General features: G+C 38.0%; 17 protein-coding genes. 6 read left to right on the forward strand and 11 right to left on the reverse strand.

The window, feature by feature from the left end; all coding sequences use genetic code 11:
- Window positions 1–2: 2 nt before the first annotated feature.
- From IGK96_RS04085 to IGK96_RS04120, 8 genes are all read right to left on the reverse strand, one after another.
- Complete coding sequence (locus IGK96_RS04085) at window positions 3–2,450, reverse strand: ATP-binding protein (RefSeq protein ID WP_000331160.1); 2,448 nt, start codon at window positions 2,448–2,450, stop codon at window positions 3–5.
- Entirely contained in the window at window positions 2,434–2,826 is a 393-nt protein-coding gene (locus IGK96_RS04090) for a conjugal transfer protein (RefSeq protein WP_000723888.1), read from the reverse strand. Before IGK96_RS04090 ends, IGK96_RS04085 begins: the two co-directional genes overlap by 17 nt.
- 88 nt (window positions 2,827–2,914) lie before the next feature.
- Entirely contained in the window at window positions 2,915–3,412 is a 498-nt protein-coding gene (locus IGK96_RS04095; RefSeq protein WP_000342539.1) for an antirestriction protein ArdA, read from the reverse strand.
- A 116-nt stretch (window positions 3,413–3,528) separates the two neighbouring features.
- Window positions 3,529–3,750: a hypothetical protein gene (locus tag IGK96_RS04100; protein ID WP_001009056.1), complete on the reverse strand. Its 222-nt coding sequence runs from the start codon at window positions 3,748–3,750 to the stop codon at window positions 3,529–3,531.
- Window positions 3,751–3,792: 42 nt separating this feature from the next.
- Window positions 3,793–4,998: a MobT family relaxase gene (mobT, locus tag IGK96_RS04105; protein WP_000398284.1), complete on the reverse strand. Its 1,206-nt coding sequence runs from the start codon at window positions 4,996–4,998 to the stop codon at window positions 3,793–3,795.
- A 177-nt stretch (window positions 4,999–5,175) separates the two neighbouring features.
- A complete protein-coding gene (locus IGK96_RS04110) occupies window positions 5,176–6,561 on the reverse strand; it encodes an FtsK/SpoIIIE domain-containing protein (protein WP_000813488.1) in 1,386 nt (461 codons plus the stop codon).
- Between the two features lie 28 nt (window positions 6,562–6,589).
- On the reverse strand, window positions 6,590–6,976 hold the full coding sequence (locus IGK96_RS04115) for a YdcP family protein (RefSeq protein WP_000985015.1): 387 nt from the start codon (window positions 6,974–6,976) through the stop codon (window positions 6,590–6,592).
- Window positions 6,977–6,991: 15 nt separating this feature from the next.
- The gene (locus tag IGK96_RS04120; RefSeq protein ID WP_000420682.1) at window positions 6,992–7,306 is read right to left on the reverse strand and encodes a YdcP family protein; all 315 of its coding nucleotides are present in this window, start codon (window positions 7,304–7,306) and stop codon (window positions 6,992–6,994) included.
- A gap of 396 nt (window positions 7,307–7,702) precedes the next feature.
- On the opposite strand from IGK96_RS04120, the gene IGK96_RS04125 reads away from it, so the two are divergent.
- The 3 genes from IGK96_RS04125 (at window position 7,703) to clpB (ending at window position 15,806) form a co-directional block, all read left to right on the forward strand.
- Window positions 7,703–12,316 (forward strand): InlB B-repeat-containing protein, encoded by a 4,614-nt coding sequence (locus tag IGK96_RS04125; protein WP_438755860.1) that lies wholly within the window; start codon window positions 7,703–7,705, stop codon window positions 12,314–12,316.
- A 240-nt stretch (window positions 12,317–12,556) separates the two neighbouring features.
- Window positions 12,557–12,928, forward strand: a complete 372-nt coding sequence (locus IGK96_RS04130; protein WP_085443018.1) for a DoxX family protein — start codon at window positions 12,557–12,559, stop codon at window positions 12,926–12,928.
- A 271-nt stretch (window positions 12,929–13,199) separates the two neighbouring features.
- Window positions 13,200–15,806 (forward strand): ATP-dependent chaperone ClpB, encoded by a 2,607-nt coding sequence (gene clpB / locus IGK96_RS04135; RefSeq protein WP_002362158.1) that lies wholly within the window; start codon window positions 13,200–13,202, stop codon window positions 15,804–15,806.
- Window positions 15,807–15,840: 34 nt separating this feature from the next.
- Here the strand turns inward: clpB and IGK96_RS04140 are convergent, their stop codons facing one another.
- Window positions 15,841–16,320, reverse strand: coding sequence for a nucleoside 2-deoxyribosyltransferase (locus tag IGK96_RS04140; protein WP_002362157.1), 480 nt, complete (start codon window positions 16,318–16,320; stop codon window positions 15,841–15,843).
- Window positions 16,321–16,343: 23 nt separating this feature from the next.
- Window positions 16,344–17,564 carry a GNAT family N-acetyltransferase gene (locus IGK96_RS04145; protein WP_002356813.1) on the reverse strand — a complete coding sequence of 407 codons (1,221 nt, stop codon included), beginning with the start codon at window positions 17,562–17,564 and terminating at the stop codon, window positions 16,344–16,346.
- 246 nt (window positions 17,565–17,810) lie between these two features.
- Here IGK96_RS04145 and lepA point away from each other — a divergent pair, with 246 nt between their 5' ends.
- Window positions 17,811–19,646, forward strand: coding sequence for a translation elongation factor 4 (gene lepA, locus IGK96_RS04150; RefSeq protein WP_010709699.1), 1,836 nt, complete (start codon window positions 17,811–17,813; stop codon window positions 19,644–19,646).
- Between the two features lie 185 nt (window positions 19,647–19,831).
- Window positions 19,832–20,656, forward strand: a complete 825-nt coding sequence (locus IGK96_RS04155; RefSeq protein ID WP_438755863.1) for a helix-turn-helix domain-containing protein — start codon at window positions 19,832–19,834, stop codon at window positions 20,654–20,656.
- A gap of 29 nt (window positions 20,657–20,685) precedes the next feature.
- Here the strand turns inward: IGK96_RS04155 and IGK96_RS04160 are convergent, their stop codons facing one another.
- A complete protein-coding gene (locus IGK96_RS04160; protein WP_001015311.1) occupies window positions 20,686–21,366 on the reverse strand; it encodes an IS6-like element IS1216 family transposase in 681 nt (226 codons plus the stop codon).
- A 284-nt stretch (window positions 21,367–21,650) separates the two neighbouring features.
- Between IGK96_RS04160 and IGK96_RS04165 the strand changes: the two genes are divergently transcribed.
- The gene (locus tag IGK96_RS04165) at window positions 21,651–21,821 is read left to right on the forward strand and encodes a hypothetical protein (protein WP_000713595.1); all 171 of its coding nucleotides are present in this window, start codon (window positions 21,651–21,653) and stop codon (window positions 21,819–21,821) included.
- The last annotated feature ends 13 nt before the right edge of the window (window positions 21,822–21,834 follow it).

Genomic DNA, 21,834 nt, shown 5'->3' on the forward strand with positions numbered 1-21,834 from the left:
ATTTACACCTCTTTTCGCACAGGTGGTCTGGTATCAAAGGCATGGAGCAGTTCTTCAAATACAGGGTGGAACTGTATCACACCGACACGACCATATAAATCACTGATAAGGCATTGCCCGTTTTCCAAATCACGCAATCGCTTCTGATTGTTTTCGTCCTCTGGGTCTACACCAAAAAAGGCTAAGGTCTTTTTAATCTCGTTAAGGTCAGTGGAACGAAATGCAAATTTTAAGCCGAGGTTATTTTTCAGTTTTTCATCTAAGAGGTCGTCTGTATTTTGGGTCACGAAATATACCCCAGCGTTCATAGCACGACCAGCCCGAACCAGCTTCATAGATAGTGTTTTTCCTTGTGCTACCTGTAAAAAGCTCCATGCTTCGTCTAAATCTACAATCTTGAAAATGCTTCGGTCTGTATGGATAAAGTCTAAAGCAAAGGTACTAATGACAATCAGCATAGCAACGGATAAAAGCTCCATAGTGGTATATTCCTCAAAGGAAGTTTCCTTGTCGGGAAGTACCAAGTCCGCAACCTGTATAATGTTCAGTTGTTTTTCTAAGCTGATAGACTGCTCCACATAACCATTACTGAATAATAAATGTGCAAAGTCATAGTCTGTAAAACTTTCGATATGGTCGGCTATACTGGTACTTAGTGGCGTATTCTCAACCCGTAATTCCTCAATCACTTTCATCAACCCTCGTACTTCACTATTGGTTACTGCACGAATGGCTTTTCTAAGGATTGGGAAGCGTTCCCCATCACGAGAGGAAATCCCCGTAAGAAATGTCAGAATATCAATAGCCAGTGATTCAGAATCTTTGGGATTTTTCATAATCACATAAGGGTCAAGTAAGCCTTTGTTTTTCTCATCAGAAGTCAGAGTGACGATATTGATTTCATGGGAAATCTCTGGCAAGGTTTCTTTCCATCTGCCACGTTCTGCTTTTGGGTCTACAATCACTGCTTGTGCCCCATAAAGCACCGCATAATAGACGATAAGGTTATTCGCAAAGGATTTACCACCACCCAGCGAACCAACAAAAGCCGACGCTAACGCATTGGTTACTGAACCCTTAACCCCTTGACTGGCAAGAGCAGGTTTCAGATAGACATTGCGTCCAGTATCTAAGCTGTAGCCAACATAAATCCCCTCATTTTCCCCCAGCATTTGAGTAGCACCAAAACCTAAACCAGCGAGGAAATCAGAGGTCACGTATTGAATATAATCATTCATATAACGCTTGCTGGCAGGTAAAAATTCTTCATGTAAGCCGAGCATATCCCCAAATGGTCGTACCAGTTTTACGCTTAAATCGTCATAAAAATCTTTCACTTCATTACAACGACGTTTGAGTTCGTCAAGATCATTTGCTGATACCCTTACCACATAAGACAGCTTGTACATAGATTCCTTGCTTTGGTCTAAATTGGTTTCCAGCTCATTCACACTTTCCAGAGCTTCCGCCACATTGGAGCTGGTTTCATTATCACTTTGCCAAGCGTGGTTATCCAAGTCTTTCAGTTCTTTCTTTTTATTGCGGACAGTAGATAGGGCTTTACGATTCGCTACAATTTCCACATTCATTGACGTATCAATCGGGAATGTAAATTGCTGTTGCTGGTAGTAGAAGATTTCAGAGGACGGGAAGTCCAGTTCTCCGACAATGCTGTTAATGGTAAAGTAAGCTACATAGACGGTTTCATCTTCCTGCTGGATTTTCAAATATCGCTGTTTTTCTTCCACCAAACAGCGAGTAGGCTTAATCAAGTCATAGTATTTAATCAGCGTTTCATTATCCAGCTTTTTCTTTGATAGATGGTACTCATACTCTTCATAGGCAGTGCCTGTCTGTCCGTAAAGGTGTTCAATCAGATAGCCGAAGTCGTCCTTATCTAACCTGCGGATTTTGAAACGACGAGAGATTTTATTTTCTAAGAGCTTTTCCATCTTCTGAAAACGCAGGATTTCATCATTACTCATACTAACAAAATCGCCCATCAGCTTATGGTTCACATCATAGACAAAATCAGACAAAGCATTTTTTGCTTCAACGGTAAGACTTTTCATAGAAAACTCCTGATCGTTGAGAAGCAACTTAAAGCCGATAAAGAAACGGTAGTTCACTTGATTTTCGCCAATCATGGATATTAAAGCGTCTGTCTGTTGGTCGATTTTGTCATAGGCAACCGCTTTGAGCTTGCCAGTGACTTCATTTTTGGAACGCTCTTGTGCAGAACGTATGCTGGATTCTGTACTGATTTGTAAAGCATGAATTTTGCCATCACGATTTTGTGCGATAAGCTGTCTGAAAGAATCATGCACTTGTATTTTCTGTTCTGGACTTAGAAATGAGTAATTGTAAGGAACAAGCTCATAGTAAGCATAACATTCCCCGTCTTTATTCCAGACGAGATTGTTTTCAATGTATTTAATTGGATATGCCATAAAATTCACTCCTAACTGCTGTAATGGCTTCTTGTGGCTGGTTTCTGCCAAGCGTTACTTTTTTTCCTGCATAGGTCAGCTTTGGTCGCAGTGCATAAGCAATGACAGACTTCAAAAATCCATAAGGCTTTTTACCATCAAAAGTTTTTGTAGACATAAACCATGTGAAAGCCACAGGAATCCCAAAGTATTTGAGAAATGCTCCCTCTATCATGGAAAGAGGGGGCAAGTTGCCAAGTATCATCACTGCAAAGAGTGACACGACAAACCATGTCATTTGCGTAAAGGTTATGGGAAACGGAAGTCTAAAATCATTGATAGAATACAGTACCTTTTCCACAGACCAGATACTGGTATAGCTTCGTATTTTCTTCATGTAATCAATCCTTTCATAAAAAATAGGGGTAGCTGATTGAGCCACCCCGTAAAATAGAAAATCTGCCAGTAGTAATGTACCGACAGATTTAATAGACGATTTCAAAAATCCCATGATTGGTTGAGATAAACGTTCCTGAAAGGTCTAAATCCCGACCATAGGCTTGATAATCAATATAGTTTTGAAGACTAGCTGGTACTTCGCCTAAAGCACCCGTTTCTTCAATGTAGTAGCGTGCCACGTCATACATATCATCACAATCGGAATGAATGATAATATCCTCTTGATGTTCGCTTAGTTCTTCAATGCTTGAAAAATGAGTGAGCAGAGCAGATAGCTCCGATTGTAATTCTTCGGGTAATTCCGATACCATTTCCCATAGTCGATTGAGTTCGCCAATGGAAGTGTATTCGTCAACCGTAAAGGGTAACTCGTAGTCATGAATGGCGTATTCCTCATATTCATCATTCAAGCCGATTTTCTCTTTGACTTCCTCAAAGTCAATGGGAAAGGTAAACCACGCACCGACCAATTCGCCCTCATTGTATTTGCCTAAATTCGCAATATAGACTTGCATATCGTCCATATATTCACGTCCTTTCTTTGTAGAGATTCAAAAATCCCTACCGCACTTCGTTTGGTGTACCATTCCTTTGCGGAACATAAGAAAACCACTTATATTCCACAAAAGAACGGTTTTATTTAAGCACCAATAATGCGATTGAATAGCTCTAGTAAAATGTCTTTTACTCCAGCAGCGTTGAAGACTAAGCCAACCGCAATAATCGCAATAATTAAAAAGCCAATCAGTTTGCTAAACTCACGCTTGAAGCCAAGATACAAGCCAATCACAACGATTGCTAAAAGCACCAGTGATTGAGCGTTTGATAGAAACCAGTTATAAAGGTTTTGTCCAAAATTCATAAAAATGTTCTCCTCTCTATATTCAATGAATTTGTATTTGAGTTATTTTTTTGTTGTTATCACGTCCTGTTCTTTTACTGACTGTTGCTTCAAAATCTGCTTGTGTCGGTCTGTCAGTTTCGCATGGTCGAGAATGTCTTTTACAACCTGCGTCTGGTTGATTTCATCAAGTTTAATCGCAACCTTTAAGGTCGGGGCAACTTGATGAGATAGCCAGTTCAGCGTCCTTTGGAAGGAGTAAGGCTCTGGTTTTGTGGTTAGTTTTAATCGTTCACGATTGTTCCCAATAAACCAAGCCCATTCTTCATTCAGTTTCCAATCAGAACGAGGTTTGGAATCGTCTTTATCTACAAAACGGATATACCGATTGATAATTTTAAAGGCGGTATGCTCTGGATTGTCATAGACGAGTAAATCACGGACTGCATAATAGGCACGCTCATTTTTCAATCGAATCTCAAAACGGTTTTTTACTTCTGCGTCTTCAATGGGAATATCATTTTTCTTGTACTGCTCGTAGTCCTTTTCATAGATACAGAAATAAACTTCACTTTGTAATGAACCGATATAGAGGGTGTTTCCCATACATTCCTTTTCCTCTTTGCGTACCAGTTCGCCACTGCGATAGCTTTTAAAACTGCGGAAGACGGAGATACATTCTTCCTGTTGGCACTTTTCAGTGAGTACAGGGATATTTAAAATCCCTGTCTTATCGTTAATGGCAAGGTCAAGGCGTTTCATCACACCGCCAGCCACCAAAACGTCCATAAAGAACTCATACCAGCTTCTTTGTTGTGCCAGAAGATAGCTTTCAAATTGTCTGCACCCACGACCTTTCAATTCCACCAGAACTCCTTTGTCCAGTTCATGGGAGCAAAGGACGAATATGTCGCCTAAAGCATAATGCTCTGAATAAGAATAGAAACCATAGTCCTCATGAAGAAAATAGGACAGTTTCAGTTGTAAGATGTTTTCGACCACCTGCTGTACGTCTGTTGTCGGAAAGCGAATTCTTACATAATCAAACAGCATTTCAAGGGGAGCGTCGGGATTGAAGCGTTCCAGAGCTTCCCAAAGGGACTGCTGTAAATCCTCTGATGGCTTGACTTTTCCTGTTTCAATATCGCTTAGATACTGCCTTGTAATACCAGTCGCAACAGCTAAACGGTTTTGAGATAGTCCATAAGCCAAGCGTTTTTCTTTTAAATGCTGTAACCAAGTTTGTTCATTCAGTAAAAATCCCTCCAATCAAAAAGGCGTATGTCAACTTTTAAAGCCCATTTGACATACGCTGAAATTTTGTAAATCCCTTGTAACCAAAGGATTTTCTAATGTTTTTTTGACTGTTTCCTGTCGATTTGTACCCCCCTGTTAGATACGGGGGGTTAAGTGCTGGCGTGGCTATTGCCACACCAGCCAGCAAGATCAGTCCACACCTGCGACTTCCGCTTCGCACGTCGCCTGCGTGGACTGTCTGCTGTTGGATAACTTTTTAATTTCCTCCAAGAAATCATATCCTTTTGGTACAAGGGGAGTATAAAACTCTGATATGACACTTGTTCCTACATCAACATAGCCACGACCTTTGATTCGCTTTAAGAAGAAATCCTTTTGTACGTCACTGCCAAACATCATGCCATAGCCCATTTCAGACATACGACCTAAAGCCACTCTGAAATTAAACTGATCACGGATTCCGTCGCCTAAATATTTTGCGTCTGGACGTTGACAAGCCAGTATTAGAAAGAAGCCAGCTTGACGACCTAACATGACAATCTGTTTCAGCTTATTCATAACTGCGGTGTTTTCTTTTGTTCCCAGCATTTCCATGAAAGCGACGTATTCATCAAAGATTAAGAAGTGTGCCGGGAGACCTAAGTAAGCATAATTTTTGCCAGTCTTATAGTTCTTCATCTGCTTCATTTCCTCACTACGTTTCATCATTTCTTCATAGAATGTTTCAATGCAAGAAAGCAAGTCTTCTTTTCTATAGTAGACATTTGCCATCACAGAACCTAAGTCCGCAAGATCAGCATTTTTCGGGTCAAGAATATACAGTTTTGAATCTGTATGAAGCAAGGCTTCAATCAGTGTCAGTATAAAGTAAGTTTTACCGCCACCTGTACCACCAGCAATCAACATATGAGGGAGCTTATCATATTCCCACCATACGTTTTTCATTAAGCGAAGTTTACCATCTTTAGCTTCTACTTCATCAATAGAAATACGACTGGCTATGGTGTCATAGAGCAAAGTATATTCCACATAGGAATCCTTTAACTCTTTATCCGTCAGCTCACAGTACAAGCCACTCTCTAATTTCTTTTCCAAGTGTAAGAGTTGGTCTTGATATTTTCCCAGCGTGATTTCCACCCGTATCTGTATCAAGCCATTTTTAAGTCGATAATACATTTTAGGGAAGTAGGTTATCTTTTCCTTTGTACGACCAGCACTATCTTTAAAGAAACCCTCTGTTTTGACCTGTTCAGATTCATACCACTTGTTTTCAAGTATCATCTTTGCCAGTTTTTGACGGTGGTAAAGTTGTTTAACCGTATCATAGCGAACCCGTTTGAATACAAACGCTACCAGCAAGCAGATAAGAATTGCGACACTGAAACTGATAATTAAATAGGGAATGTCAATCTTATCTGCTTGTGATAGGTTAAAATCCTGCCAGTTGATCTGCTGGATTGTCTTCACATGAAACAGTCCGACAACCAGCAGGAAAACAGGCAGGAGTGACGCTATCGTAAAATGAAAGACTAAATCTTTACCAGATGGGCGAATCCTTTTACCACGCTGTTTCATGCGAAAAAGTCTCCTTTCTACCTAGCGACTATTTGTCTTGTGTCGGTTCTTTCTTTGCTTGTGGTTGAGCTTTGAATGAACTAGAATCCTTTGTCAGCACAATATCGTCTGCCTTGATATACCAGTCAACATCTGCTCCTTGATAGGTGGCAGTAGCAACGGTGTCCGCAATGGGATTGATAAGTTCCACCCGTGCGTTATAATCAAACTCTTTCAAAGGCACGCTGGCAGGAATACTTACTTGAATCATGCGTCCTTGTCCTTTGGATTTTAAGTCATAGGTACGTTCCTTGATTTCATCTGAAACCGACCCGTCTTCATTTTGGATTCTCACTTCACGACGTAGAGCAGAGAATTTCAATTCTCCAAAAGTCGTGTCTTTATCTAATACAATGCCATTTGCTAATCTCATCATTTTTCCTCTCTTTCTTTATTCTTTTATCATGTCGTCAGCATGTAAAAGGTAATTTGTAAAACCACGAGTGCCGATTTTGTAGCCCTCTGCGGTAATACGTGGATTGACTAACTTCACACGTTCCTCAAAGCCGAAATGTTTTTCGCCAGCTTCAGCAGGAAGCACCACCACAATATCATCTGCTCTTTGAACATCAGAATAGAGATTATAGCTTCTTGATAAGACAGTTAGCCGTCCGTTGATTCTTCGCTGAACGACTTTATCCTCGCCAGCAAATTCTAAATTGCCGAATGTTTTTTCCATGTTGGGAATCACAAATTTAAGTTCCATATTTTTACCTATCCTTTCTTTTTTATTGGCTGAATGAATGTTTGATGGTCTTAAAGAGTGGGGAACGACCTTTTGATTCTTGATTTTTTGTTTTCATAAGTTCACTTCCTTTCAAAATCGGGTAAAAAAATAGACACCTCATTTTTTGAAGTGTCTACCTATTAAATATTCAAATTTTATTGGAAGTATCTTTATATCTTCACTTTTCAAGGATAAATCGTCGTATCAAAGCTCATTCATAAGTAGTAAATTAGTAGTAAATTGAGTGGTTTTGACCTTGATAAAGTGTGATAAGTCCAGTTTTTATGCGGATAACTAGATTTTTATGCTATTTTTAATCTAAAAAAGAGTAGAACTAAATAGTAAAGAAATAAAAAGGAAAAGCAGGTGTTGGTTATGAACAAGAAAATGACTAATCTAATCTGTGTCATATTATTAGGCACGATGATTTTACCAATTAATGGCTTAGCTGAGGGGACTGAGTCAACAACAGTAACGAGTGAAATGCAACAAATTATTGAAGATTCATTACCTAAGCTATCAGAACCGTCCAAGCAAACGATAGAAACAACTGAAACAACCGATTCTTCAATTGAAAAAACTCAAGCAACTGAAGCAACGAAAGAAGTAGAAACTGTTTCCTTTACTTGGTCACAACAAGAATCAGAACGTCAAGTAACTGCCGGAGCGGATTTTTATCTAAAAATAATTAGCAATGCAACCTGGGCGGAAATCCAATTGCCTCAGGAAATTCAATATAATCCCCAAAAGAACCAACAATTGCAGGAGCATAGTTCTTATAATCAAGAACAACATAGCTTGGTTTTAAGAGACTTAGCCCAGTTGGGGGAGAGTTACTTGCTGTTAACGACAACAAAAGCAGGAACCTTTACATTGTCAGTCAAAGATAAAAACCAAGAAACGTTGGCTAATAATTTAGACGTGACGATTGTGAAAGAGCAAGTAGTAGTGCCACAAGAGACCCAGAAGAGTAGTGAGCAGAAGCAAACAAAGGAAAATGAAAAAAGCAACCCTGTCGTTAAGTCTAAAAACATTGCCGCTAAAGCGAATGGGATTACGGTCGGTTTGACTGCACCAGCCACTTATCGTACATATACTGACCCTGCGACAGGAACAGCACCAGATTACTTAACTGTTTCTTTACCAGTTTCCATCAGCCAAGCGGGCCTCACTGGTACTTCGATTGAGCTTCCTTATGGCTTTTATCCAAGTAAAAGTGACCCGATTTTTAAAGACTTTGATAGTACAGCACCGATATTTTCGTTGGTGACACCTAGTACACCTAGTGCTAACTCCATTGTGGCTTCGTATGTAAACGATACGGCCAATAAAAAATTAATTATTCGCTTGAAAGAAACCAAGACAACTTTAGAGACGATTAATTTACGTTTTAAATTTAATAATGTCTATGATGCCAAAATCCCACCTGAACAAATCGTGTGGAATAATCTCCAAGCGAAGGTATTTGATAATACGGGGACACAAATAGCAAGTTCAGCGACAAATAAAGTGTTAAAAACTGATGTGGCTGTTTCTAGTGCTTCATATGTGCTTTCTGGTTACGCAGTTCCTAGTGATGACAATTATTTTGATGGTGATATTGTTATGACAAACTCTTATCGGTTTAATTATTTAGCTAGAGCGAATTTAGACCCTAATTATGAGCATCAAGTGTATGTTGAAATTCCCACGGGAGCTACATTAACGGGAACTTTAGCCAATAAATTATTAAAAACAGGGATCACAAATGCACAAGACCCTAGTGTGCCAGCGGGTTTTACTCGGTACTATCAGAAATTAGTAACTCTCTCACCAAATATTTTAGAAAACCCAGCAACTCGAATTGATTTATCCTATACTAACACAAGGGTTACTTTGAATAAAACGTATGCAGAAGGGAGTACTTTTTCTGTTAATTTTGGAATGAAAGTAAAATTCCTAAATGGGAAAATAAATACGCTTACCACTACGAAAAGTTATGTAAAACGTTCTCGGCCAGATTTTCAATTATCAGGAACAGGCTATCATTCGACTGTTATAGGTTCTACTAACACAGTTAATAACTTAGATAATTTAGCGACAGCTGGAAATTTTTACGCTTTTAGCTCTGGGATATTTAACCGCTCTGCTACTATTAAGAATACTGGCGCTAAACCAATTCAAGGAGTGACATACAAGTTACAAGAATTAACTGCAGGCTCAGCTAAGGGAAACTTTACTAATTTATATATTTTAGGTTTGACTGATGGAGTGAGTGCCCCCGCCTATTATCGCCCTTTGTATCATATTAAAAATGCTGTAACTGGAACGAGTCGTTCTGTTTGGAGCAGTACACCTGCCACGACTGGTAGCTTTAGTCCAGCTTTACCGACTTTAGCAACCAATGAGTATATTTCAACCATTGATATTATTCCTATGGGAACCGATGGCACAACCGCCAATTCGTTACCTCCAGGCAATGGGATGGCACTCCGATATCGAATCAAAAGTTGGCCTAATGGGCGGTGGCCAGATGGGACAGTACTTTCTAAGATGACTAATCCAATCACCTTTGGAGCCACAATGCAGTACCAAGACGCAATGGGGACTCCTACAGAGCTTAAATTAAACAATAATGTAGTATATTATAATAAAGGCGTGGCCTTACGTGTTTCTGCTAGACTTACCAGTGTTAATAGTGAAAATAAACTGCCTGGGGACACGGTTAACTATGAAATACTCGGGAGAAATAGTGGCTACTATACAGATACTTCTTCTGGGGATTGGGAGAATCCCATTATTACAATTAAAGTTCCCAAACAGTTACGTTTAAAAGCGACTACGAAAAAAGATTTTATTGATGAGAGTAATCAAGTGACCTATCCAGCTTCGGTGACCGTTGAAACCTTAGCTACAAATGATACAACTTACAATTATTATCGTTTTAAGACGTCCAGCACGGCTTATAAATCTAAAGTAACGGGAGAGGCTAGTTTTTTTCGGATTCCTTTAGAATTTGTAGTGGATAGTTCAGCGGCTTCTGGAAGCTATCAAATTCCTTATATCGCCTATAGTAGCCCTAAGCCAACTGATTTCTTTCATGGTGTACTTACTCAATTATCCGCTGCAGAGGCTAAAAAAATCGGTGTAGACAACACGAAAGAAAATAGCTACGAGATCAACTCATCTCCTTTTAATGTCGGCTTTTCTGTTGTGGATTCTTCTAAGTTAGACAGCGCTACTAATGCTCGTGGCTCCGCGACGCAAGCTTGGTCAAATACGAATATCTTTGCGGTAGATCGCAAAGGCACCCCGCAAATGCAAACGGTCATTAAAAATTCTGGAAATACAAACTTCAATAACGTTCGCTTGTATAATATTTTACCTTCTTCTAGCGATGGTCGTGGTTCAACAGGCAGCATCGGGTTTACAAACTTGACCAGTAATAATGGGACAGCCAAAACTTACTATACAACTAAGCCTGTCTCACAATTGCCTAGTTATGCTAACAATGATTTGCAAGCGTGGAATGCCACTAAACTAACCAGTTTAGGGTTCACTACAACTAAACCCGCTAATTCAGCTTTAATCACAGCAATCTATGTCGATTTTGGCGCAACGACAATCAAACCAAGTGAGACATTAGATGCGATTATGAGTTTTTTAGTGCCAGATGCAGAGAATCAAAAAGCAATTAACCAATTTCAATATTCTGCTAAAGAAGCTAAGGCAGGAGCCACTTTAACAGCAGTTAGTGATGAAATTACCTTTAGCACAGAGTTTGCTCAAGTAGCCTATGAACAAAATTTACCGAGTATTACAGTTCCTGGAAGTGGAGTGAAAGATTTACCTTCTCCGCAAACAATCCAGTTAGATGTGAATGATGCCGGCAAAATTGTCATTCCAACAGCCAAACCAACGCTTAGTGGTTATACTTTTGTAGAATGGCAAGATGTTGAAACACCAACCAAAAAATATCAACCGGGAGCAACGATTAGCTTTACGTCTACGTCAACTACCACAAAAATAACTCTGAAAGCTATTTGGGAACCAATCTCAGTGAATGTGACTTTTAGTGCCAATGGGGGCTCGGGTGGTACGGCTGCTAAAGCCTATACTTTTGGGACAGTAGTTAATTTAAGCACGGTTGTGAAGCCAACAAGAACAGGCTATATTTTTCAAGGTTGGGCTACAACAGCCAGTGCCACAACACCAGATATTACAACAAACCCTCTCGTTAATTATGCCTCAGCTAAGACCTATTATGCTGTTTGGAAGGGGAACGCTTATACCGTAAAGTTTGATGCGAATGGGGGAACTGGTACTATGCCTAACGCTAGTTTTATTTATGGAACAGGCAAGCCATTACCAGCCAACACCTTTACGAAAGAGAGTAATACGTTCCTTGGTTGGTCGAGGACACGGACAAGTGCAGTTGTCTATACGGATAAACAAATAATTTCGACATTAACTGCTACTAATAATGGGACTGTAACTTTATATGCGAAATGGAGTGGGCAACGACCTGTATTGATGGGGACACCAAGTACGTTTGATTTTGGCAAACAAACGATTTCGCCAACGGCAAAAAGTTATGGACTAAATTCAGCAAGCTATGTAGGAAGTCCCGAATTACAACAAGCTGGTTTTATGTTACGTCTAGAAGATAATCGACCAACTAGCACAGGTTGGAAATTAAACGTTAGTTTATCTGAATTTAAAGATAAAACTGGTAAATCTTTACCACAAGGAGAAGGAATTACCTTAAACTTTGCGGACACTCAGCTTCAAAAAGTTCAATATGCTAATACAGCTGAGGAATCAGTAACGACTGGTTTTACCAATGGACCGATGTTAGGTTCTCAAGCTTTTCGATCGGGTGCAACAGCCCAATCAATAATCACAGCAACTGGAGCACAAGGAAGTGGAACTTGGCAACTATATTTTCCTTTTGAAGAGATAAAATTAACTGTGCCTGCAAATGTAGGAGAAATATCAAAAGTATATTAATCGACAGTAACTTGGTCATTGGACGATGTAGTCTAATCTTAGTATGATTTACTTAGAAGGAAAGTTAATTGTATTAAGAAAAAATGTTTCTGAAGAAAAAATATAAGTTTTACAGTAATAGAAAAAAACAAACGTATTGTTAAATACGTTTGTTTTTTTCTATACTTTTTTCTATTTATCCTTTATAATGTAACTAAAATAGTTACATTAGCTATTTAATACAAATAAAGGAGGAGAAGTATGGATAAACAACAACGAGGCGTTCAAGTGATTAGAATTTGGCTAGGGGTGACGATGCTAATTCATGGAGTGATGAAAGTAACGTCATTGGAAGATACTTTAGCGTTTTTTGCTAGTATTGGTTTGCCAAGTCTTTTTGTTTATGGTGTAGCAGCAATTGAATTAATTGGTGGATTATTTATGATTATTGGCTTTTTAATTCCATTGGTATCAGTAGGATTCATAGCAGTTTTAGTCGGAGCTATTTTTTCTTTTGGTTTGGCAAGTGGTTTTAGTGGTTATGAGTACGAATTATTTTTAGCAATAACCAGTTTGGCTATTTTGGTTAGCCATGCCGATAAAAAGTATCTTACGTTAAAACTTTATTTTTAATAAATCAATGCAATAAAGAGTTGGTCAAACTAGTTGTTATTGCGAAAAAAGCCCTAAAACAGTGATATTTAACTGTTTTAGGTTTTTTTAGCAAAAAGGTCAAAAAAGGTCAATTTATTTATTGACCTTTACTGACCAATAGGGTATAATAAATTTATAAGGTTTACAAATACCTTAACTTTTGAAGAAATCCATCAAAAGTCGGATAATAATAATTGTAAAGAATGTTAAAATAAAAAAAAGACAAAACAATAAACGGGAGGGATCGTTTATGAATATTGAAAAAATGACAACAACGCTACAAGAGGCGATTGCTGAAGCTCAAAAAGTTGCGGTGACACGGCAACATCAAGAAATTGATATCGCACATTTATGGAAAATTTTTCTTCAACCAAACCATTTTGGGCGTAATTTTTACACAGATGCTGGTTTAGATGTTGACGCATTTGAACGAGAAGTAGATAACGCGTTAGATGAATATCCAAGTGTGGCAGGCGGTAATGTGCAATATGGTCAAAATTTAAGTCAAAATTTGTTCCATTTATTGCAAGAAGCTGATTCACTTCGAGAAGAATTCCAAGATGAATTTTTATCAACCGAAATTGTACTTTTAGCTTTAATGAAATTGAAAAATTATCGTTTAACAAAATATTTAATGCAACAAGGCATTACAGAAAAAGAGTTAAGAAAAAATATTGAAGAGATGAGAGGAGGAGATCGTGTGACTTCTCAAAACCAGGAAGAACAATATAAAGCACTAGAAAAATACGGTGTTGACTTAGTACAACAAGTAAAAGCAGGAAAACAAGATCCAATCATTGGTCGTGACGAAGAAATTCGTGACGTTATTCGGATTTTATCAAGGAAAACTAAAAATAATCCAGTCTTAATTGGTGAACCAGGTGTTGGTAAAACAGCGATTGTTGAAGGATTAGCACAACGAATCGTTCGTAAAGATGTTCCCGAAAACTTAAAAGATAAAACTATTTTTTCTTTAGATATGGGCGCCTTAATTGCGGGAGCAAAATTCCGTGGCGAATTTGAAGAACGGTTAAAAGCTGTTTTAAAAGAAGTGAAAAAAAGTGATGGCAAAATCATTTTATTCATTGATGAAATTCATAATATCGTCGGAGCTGGTAAAACAGAAGGCAGTATGGACGCCGGGAATTTATTAAAACCGATGCTAGCACGTGGTGAATTGCATTTAATCGGTGCCACAACGCTTGATGAATATCGCCAATATATGGAAAAAGATAAAGCCTTAGAACGTCGTTTCCAAAAAGTATTAGTCAAAGAACCAACAGTAGAAGATACAATTTCTATTTTGCGTGGCTTAAAAGAACGATTTGAAATTCACCACGGCGTGAATATTCATGACAATGCTTTAGTTGCTGCTGCTACTTTATCCGATCGCTATATTACTGATCGTTTCTTACCAGATAAAGCGATTGACTTAGTCGATGAAGCTAGCGCAACGATTCGAGTGGAAATGAATTCAATGCCAACAGAGCTCGATCAAGTAACACGTCGGTTAATGCAACTAGAAATTGAAGAAGCGGCCTTGAAAAAAGAATCGGATGATGCAAGTAAAAAACGGTTAGCCAACTTGCAAGAAGAATTAGCAGATTTGCGTGAAGAAGCCAACTCAATGAAAATGCAATGGGAAACGGAAAAAGAAGAAGTTAATGCGGTTTCCAACAAACGTGCAGAGATTGATAAAGCAAAACACGAATTAGAAGATGCTGAAAATAATTATGATTTAGAACGAGCGGCTGTTTTGCGTCATGGAACAATTCCACAATTAGAACATGAATTGAAAGAATTGGAAGAAAAGAACGCTAAAGATAACGTTAAAATGGTACAAGAATCGGTTACTGAAAACGAAATTGCGCAAGTGGTCGGTCGTTTAACCGGCATTCCTGTGACAAAATTAGTTGAAGGCGAACGAGAAAAATTAATGAAACTGAATGAAACATTACACAAACGTGTGATTGGTCAAGATGAAGCCGTGGATGCTGTTAGTGATGCGGTGATTCGTTCAAGAGCAGGCTTACAAGATCCAAATCGCCCACTCGGTTCGTTCCTTTTCCTAGGACCAACTGGTGTTGGTAAAACAGAACTTGCTAAAGCTTTAGCTGAAGATTTGTTTGATTCTGAAGATCATATGGTACGGATTGACATGAGTGAATACATGGAAAAACATGCCGTGTCTCGTTTGGTTGGTGCCCCTCCAGGCTATATTGGTTATGAAGAAGGTGGTCAGTTAACAGAAGCTGTTCGTCGAAATCCATATACAATTGTTTTATTAGACGAAATTGAAAAAGCGCACCCAGATGTCTTTAATATCTTATTACAAGTTTTAGATGATGGTCGTTTGACAGATTCTAAAGGTCGGGTCGTTGATTTTAAAAATACGGTTTTAATTATGACAAGTAACATCGGCTCTCAGCTTTTATTGGAAGGTGTGACACCTGAAGGAACAATTCCAGAAGAAGTTGAAAATCAAGTCATGAATATTCTAAAAGGACACTTTAAACCAGAGTTCTTAAACAGAATTGATGATACTATTTTATTTACACCATTAAGCTTGGATAATGTGAAAGGAATCATTGGTAAAATGACCGCACAACTTGCTCATCGTTTAGAGCAACAAGAAATTGTGTTGGAAATCACTGATGAAGCTAAAACATGGATTGCTGAAAATGGGTATGAGCCAGCTTATGGAGCTCGTCCGTTAAAACGTTTCATTACTCGCGAAGTCGAAACACCATTAGCAAAAGAAATTGTTTCTGGACGAGTAATGCCAAAAACAAAAGTCACGATTAGTCTATTAGACAATCAATTAGTTTTTGAAAATGAACCGATAGAAGAAGTATAAAAAAAGAACGAGCGAATTCGCTCGTTCTTTTTTATTATGACAATCGTTGCTTAATTTCTTCCAACAAATCCTCTTCTGAAGAAACAACCCGACCATTCAATTTAATCAAACCAACTGTATAAAGGTTTAAATAATGGAATTGATTTTCAGCGACTTCGTTCAAAGCATCAAGCTTTTGGTGATTATCAGCACCTTGTTGGCGGCTGTCTGTGTAAAGGGCAACCACCGGAATTCCTTTGGCATAAGCAACACCAATTTCGGAAGCTACGCCCGCATCAATGGTTGGGCCGTCTAATAAAGCAACCAATAAATCGCTAGCAAGGACATTTTCTGTATCTGCTAAGGCAATCATTTTACTATCGGCATAAGCAGATTTGTCGTTAATCGCCGCATTTTCTTGTGGTAAATAAAGATCGATTGTTTTATCCAATTGTCGAATTTGTTCGACTAAATAGGCATTATAACGTAAGTCAGCTTGCGAAAATAAAGGTCCTGCAAAATAAATTTTTGTCATTTGTCTGTCTCCAATCCAAGGGTTTAGAAATAATCACTGAAATAAGCTTCTTGGTCAGGAAAAATCCGTTCCAAAGAATTTAAAGTTTCTTTATCTGTATCAATGCGCTCAATTCGATGTAAGTACGAAGGGCGTCGGTAATTCATGACTAAACAAGTTAGTGTTTGAATATCTAAGTGAACGGCGGTGCCTAAAGGTTCATCCGTAATGGTTACTTGATCATTTTCATCCCAAATTAAGCCAAAAATACCATTATTCCACTCAGCAACAGGATCTTTAACGACAAAATGGAAGGGCTTAGCTGTACTTTCAAAAGGAAAATTTTCTAAAAAGGCTTTGACATCGACAATTCGAGCCATATAATAGGGCTCAATGCTTTCTTTAATTTGGCTGTCTTCTAAAAGAAAGGCTAATGGTTCATTTTTATAGATATCGCCCTTGACCCAATAAACCATCGAAAAATGCGCAGTAATAAAATTCCACAAGCCATTTCGGGCTTCTTGGTTCAAGTAAAACATTTCCTTAATATGAAATACCTCATCGGCCACCCAATAGAAAAGTACTCCTAAAGGTTCTTGATTGGCACCATAATAGACAGCAGCAGTCCGTTCTTCCTCGTTTTCGAAACGCCAATATTCTTCCCAGTTGAAGGCACTACGAATGAGCGCGCCGTGATTTTGACGAGCGAATCGCGCATAGACATCAAAGACATCTGGGTGATCGACAGCTAACCGTTCAATCATTCCTGGAACAGGAACGGTTTTTGGTAATTGCGTATCCCGAATTTTAAAAGATAACTTGTCGGACATGATTTCCCAACCTTTACGTCGGTAATAAGGAATGTTGTAAGGGAAAAGATAAGAAATCCACTGTTTATCTTGGCGCATTTCTTCTAATGCCGTTTGAATCAAGTCTTTCATTAAACCGTGGTTGGCATATTCAGGATAGGTACCGACACCAGTAACGCCGCCCATTTTATACAAAGCACCATGGATATTGACTTCGCATGGATAGATAGCAATTTGTGAAATTAATTGATTTTCGTGAAACCAGCCAAATACTTTTGAAAGTTCTAAAATCGGTTGTTTTGATTTGATAAATGCGCGTTTGTTTTCAAAACCACTTTCTTCAATATCTGCTTCAGTCACTTGAAAAACATAGGAAAGAAGTTCATTAAATTGATCAATGTGTTCTTCCTCAACAGGCTTTAAGGTCAGTTGCTTTCGAAATTCTTGTTCATCCATTTTTCCATCTCCAATAAATTTACTGTTTTTAGTATACCAAATTTTTCGAAACTCTGTTAGCCTTTCGAAACCAAAAGAATAAAAGGGAAGTGCTTTAAATCTTCTTCAAAAATTGGTATAATGAAAAGTGCTGATTATCCTAGACCTTTAAACATGATAATTTGATAAAAAAGGCAACTAAAATATAACAATTGATTGATGAAGCTAGCAGGGAGCTAGCTTTTCTTAAAAGAAATGAGGCAAAAAATGAACAATAAAGAAATGAAAGCAAGACAAGAGAAAATTCGTAATTTCTCGATCATTGCCCACATTGACCATGGGAAGTCAACTTTAGCCGACCGGATTTTGGAAAAAACAAATACAGTTAGCAGTCGAGAAATGCAAGATCAATTACTTGATTCAATGGATTTAGAGAGAGAACGCGGCATTACCATCAAATTAAACGCAATTGAATTAAACTATACAGCCAAAGATGGTGAAACCTATACTTTCCATTTGATTGACACACCAGGGCACGTCGATTTCACCTACGAAGTTTCTCGTAGCTTGGCAGCTTGTGAAGGGGCTGTTCTAGTTGTTGATGCGGCGCAAGGAATTGAAGCGCAAACGCTAGCAAATGTCTATTTGGCATTGGATAATGACTTAGAAATTTTACCTGTTATTAATAAAATTGATTTACCCGCCGCTGACCCAGAGCGTGTTCGGACAGAGATTGAAGACGTAATTGGAATTGATGCATCGGAAGCTGTTTTAGCAAGTGCCAAAGCAGGGATTGGGATTGAAGATATTTTAGAACAAGTGGTGGAGTATGTACCAGCTCCATCAGGCGATATTGAGGCTCCTTTAAAGGCTTTGATTTTTGACTCTATTTACGATAGTTATCGGGGGGTCGTTTTAAACATCCGTGTAATTGACGGTGTCGTTCGTCCTGGGGATAAAATCCAAATGATGAGTAACGGTAAAACGTTTGATGTAACAGAAGTCGGCGTTTTTTCACCGAAACCAATTGCTCGTGATTATTTAATGGTTGGTGATGTGGGTTATATCACTGCTAGCATTAAAACGGTTCAAGATACACGGGTCGGGGATACAGTGACTTTGGCCGACAATCCAGCAGCAGAAGCACTACCAGGCTACCGCAAAATGAATCCAATGGTTTATTGTGGCTTATATCCAATTGATACGTCGCGCTACAATGATTTACGGGAAGCATTAGAAAAATTACAATTAAATGATGCGGCGTTACAATTTGAACCGGAAACATCGCAAGCCTTAGGGTTTGGTTTCCGTTGTGGTTTCTTAGGTTTGCTACACATGGATGTTGTTCAGGAACGTTTGGAACGAGAATTTAATTTAGAGTTAATTACAACAGCACCGTCTGTAATCTATCACGTTAATAAAACTGACGGAACAACCGTTGTTGTTGACAACCCAGCTGAATTTCCAGAACCAGTAACGATTGAATCTGTGGAAGAACCTTATGTTAAAGCGCAAATCATGGTGCCAAACGATTATGTAGGAGCAGTAATGGAATTATCACAACGTAAACGTGGCGAATTCATTACAATGGATTACTTAGACGATTATCGTGTAAACGTAGTTTATGAAATTCCGTTATCTGAAATCGTGTTTGACTTTTTCGATAAATTGAAATCAAGTACAAAAGGCTATGCATCCTTAGATTACGAAATGGCTGGCTATCGTACCAGCCGCCTAGTGAAAATGGATATTCTATTAAATGCTGAAAAAGTGGATGCGTTAAGCTTTATTGTTCACCGAGATTTCGCATTTGAGCGTGGTAAAGCGATTGTTGAGAAACTGAAAAAACTAATTCCACGTCAACAGTTTGAAGTCCCAGTTCAAGCGGCGATTGGTCAAAAAATTGTGGCTCGTTCAGATATTAAAGCCTTACGCAAAAACGTACTGGCTAAATGCTATGGTGGCGATGTTTCTCGTAAACGTAAATTGTTAGAGAAACAAAAAGAAGGGAAGAAACGGATGAAACAAATTGGGTCCGTGGAAGTTCCTCAAGAAGCCTTTATGGCGGTTCTGAAAATGGATGAGCAAGATAACGAGAAATAGCTTGTTATCAATATGAAAGCCTATTAAATAAGGGTTTTCGAGTTGTTGGAAAAGCGTGATTTTGCTGTTTAAAGAAATTTAAACTGTCATATTACTGTCACAGCTATAAAAAAATTAACAAAAATGGAATATTTTCTTGAAGATTTTTTTCTATCAGTGTAGGATAAAAGCATCTCATTAAGGAGGTGCTTTTTATTTTTGAAAATAATAGTGGGAATATCCTAAAATCTTTAAGGAAAGAACAAAAATTGACTCAAAAGAAGCTATCTGAGTTAACAGGGATTTCTCAAAGTGCTTTAGTCAAGTATGAGAATGGTACAAGAGGTATTTCAAAAAATGTAGATATTGCGCTAAGCAAGGCTCTGAATGTAGATTCATTGCTTAAAAATGAAGTAGAGAATTTGAGTTATATGATTAACCGAATAATAGAATATAGGGATCTAAATAATTTATCTAATAAAAATTTAGCAAATAAAATCGGAATTAGTGAAGCTTTACTAAGTTATATTTTAAATGGAAGGAGAAAACTTTCAAAAGAGATTCAAAGAAAAATTGCATTATTTTTGTTAAATGATGGAAATGAAAGTTTGATAGATACTAAGTTAGGTGGTGCTTCTTTAAATTTTCCGAGTATTGATAAAAATTTGATGGGGAACAGAATAAAAACTATTCGAAAAAATAGAGGAGAGAGTTTAGAAAAATTTGGTCAAAACTTCACTTGTCCAGCTAGAAAAAATGTGATTAATAGATGGGAAAATGGTGTAAATATTCCTGATGTAGAAAGATTGATGAACGTTGCTTACCTTGGGGGGACGACTGTTCCTGCTCTCTTATATGGAGAAGGTTATAAAAATATGTTAAAAGAGGGAAAGAAGATTAGAAAATTTGAAAAATTGGCTCCTTCTATGCTGGGGGTTAGATTTCGTAAAATTCGAAGTGATTATCGTTTAGAAAGAATAAATTTCGGTAAACTTTTTTCCCCATCGGTTCTGTTGCAAAGTTTTAAATAAAGAATAAAATCCCTTACGGTATCTATGATTTAAGCTGGGATTCCCAATAATACCTTGATTTCAGTACAGACCGAAAACCCGAAGAGAGTGCCTTCTTTTCGGGTTTTCTTATATAATCCTCGGATGGCTTCCATACCTTTAATCGTGGTAGAGGCAGTGCGTAAACTTCGATAGAATTTATTGCGTCTCTTTACTGGACGATGGTCTTGTTCAATCAAATTATTCAGGTATTTAATGGTACGATGTTCTGTCCCTTGATAAAAGCCGTATTCTTTTAGTTTCTTAAAGGCACTTGTAATAGAGGGGGCTTTATCTGTGACTACAACCTTCGGTTCATCAAACTGCTTCACTAACCGCTTAAGAAAAGCATAGGCTGCTTGTGTGTCCCGTTTTTTACGTAACCAAATATCCAAGGTTAAACCATCTGCATCGATGGCTCGATACAAATAATGCCATTTTCCTTTAATTTTGATGTACGTTTCATCCATTTTCCATGAATAAAAGGATTTTTTATTTTTCTTTTTCCAAATTTGATAGAGTAGTTTGCCATATTCTTGCACCCAACGATAAATCGTCGTATGAGAAACGTTAATGCCACGATCATATAAGATTTCTTGAACTTCACGATAGCTAAGGTTATAACGAAGATAGTAGCCCACGGCTACAATAATCACATCCTGCTGAAATTGCTTTCCTTTAAAATGATTCATCGTCATTCCTCCTGCTATCTTTTTCTATTATTCTACCTTATTTGATAGTAGATTTAAAACTTTGCAACAGAACCCCGAAAACTTTTAGTTGGCTTGGACTGAACGAAGTGAGGGAAAGGCTACTAAAACGTCGAGGGGCAGTGAGAGCGAAGCGAACACTTGATTTTTTAAGTTGCTATCATTTATAGGTCAATAGAGTATACCTATTTGTCCTAATATGATTTTAGCAGTATAATTGACTTGGTGAATAGGTCATTTAAGTTGGGCATAATAGGAGGAGTAAAATGAAAAAATTTATTTATCGAGTTTTAGAAAATGACGAAGTGGTGGCTATTTTTAATGAGCAACAATATGCGCAAGATTTTATCGCTTACGAAAAGACAATTTCTGATAAGCAATTTGAAATTGAAAAAGTAGATATTGCTGATTGGTTATTGCAACCGAGAGAATTTTAGAGGTTGGTTGAAA

Origin of the sequence: Enterococcus sp. DIV0682 (assembly GCF_051712685.1) — a bacterium.
GTDB classification, from domain to species: Bacteria; Bacillota; Bacilli; order Lactobacillales; family Enterococcaceae; genus Enterococcus; species Enterococcus faecalis.

Coding starts and splice junctions, on each gene's coding strand:
- IGK96_RS04085 (WP_000331160.1), bottom strand. CDS start 2,450: ATGGCATATCCAATTAAATACATTGAAAACAATCTCGTCTGGAATAAA.
- IGK96_RS04090 (WP_000723888.1), bottom strand. CDS start 2,826: ATGAAGAAAATACGAAGCTATACCAGTATCTGGTCTGTGGAAAAGGTA.
- IGK96_RS04095 (WP_000342539.1), bottom strand. CDS start 3,412: ATGGACGATATGCAAGTCTATATTGCGAATTTAGGCAAATACAATGAG.
- IGK96_RS04100 (WP_001009056.1), bottom strand. CDS start 3,750: ATGAATTTTGGACAAAACCTTTATAACTGGTTTCTATCAAACGCTCAA.
- IGK96_RS04110 (WP_000813488.1), bottom strand. CDS start 6,561: ATGAAACAGCGTGGTAAAAGGATTCGCCCATCTGGTAAAGATTTAGTC.
- IGK96_RS04115 (WP_000985015.1), bottom strand. CDS start 6,976: ATGATGAGATTAGCAAATGGCATTGTATTAGATAAAGACACGACTTTT.
- IGK96_RS04120 (WP_000420682.1), bottom strand. CDS start 7,306: ATGGAACTTAAATTTGTGATTCCCAACATGGAAAAAACATTCGGCAAT.
- IGK96_RS04125 (WP_438755860.1), top strand. CDS start 7,703: ATGAACAAGAAAATGACTAATCTAATCTGTGTCATATTATTAGGCACG.
- IGK96_RS04130 (WP_085443018.1), top strand. CDS start 12,557: ATGGATAAACAACAACGAGGCGTTCAAGTGATTAGAATTTGGCTAGGG.
- clpB (WP_002362158.1), top strand. CDS start 13,200: ATGAATATTGAAAAAATGACAACAACGCTACAAGAGGCGATTGCTGAA.
- IGK96_RS04140 (WP_002362157.1), bottom strand. CDS start 16,320: ATGACAAAAATTTATTTTGCAGGACCTTTATTTTCGCAAGCTGACTTA.
- IGK96_RS04145 (WP_002356813.1), bottom strand. CDS start 17,564: ATGGATGAACAAGAATTTCGAAAGCAACTGACCTTAAAGCCTGTTGAG.
- lepA (WP_010709699.1), top strand. CDS start 17,811: ATGAACAATAAAGAAATGAAAGCAAGACAAGAGAAAATTCGTAATTTC.
- IGK96_RS04160 (WP_001015311.1), bottom strand. CDS start 21,366: ATGAATCATTTTAAAGGAAAGCAATTTCAGCAGGATGTGATTATTGTA.
- IGK96_RS04165 (WP_000713595.1), top strand. CDS start 21,651: ATGAAAAAATTTATTTATCGAGTTTTAGAAAATGACGAAGTGGTGGCT.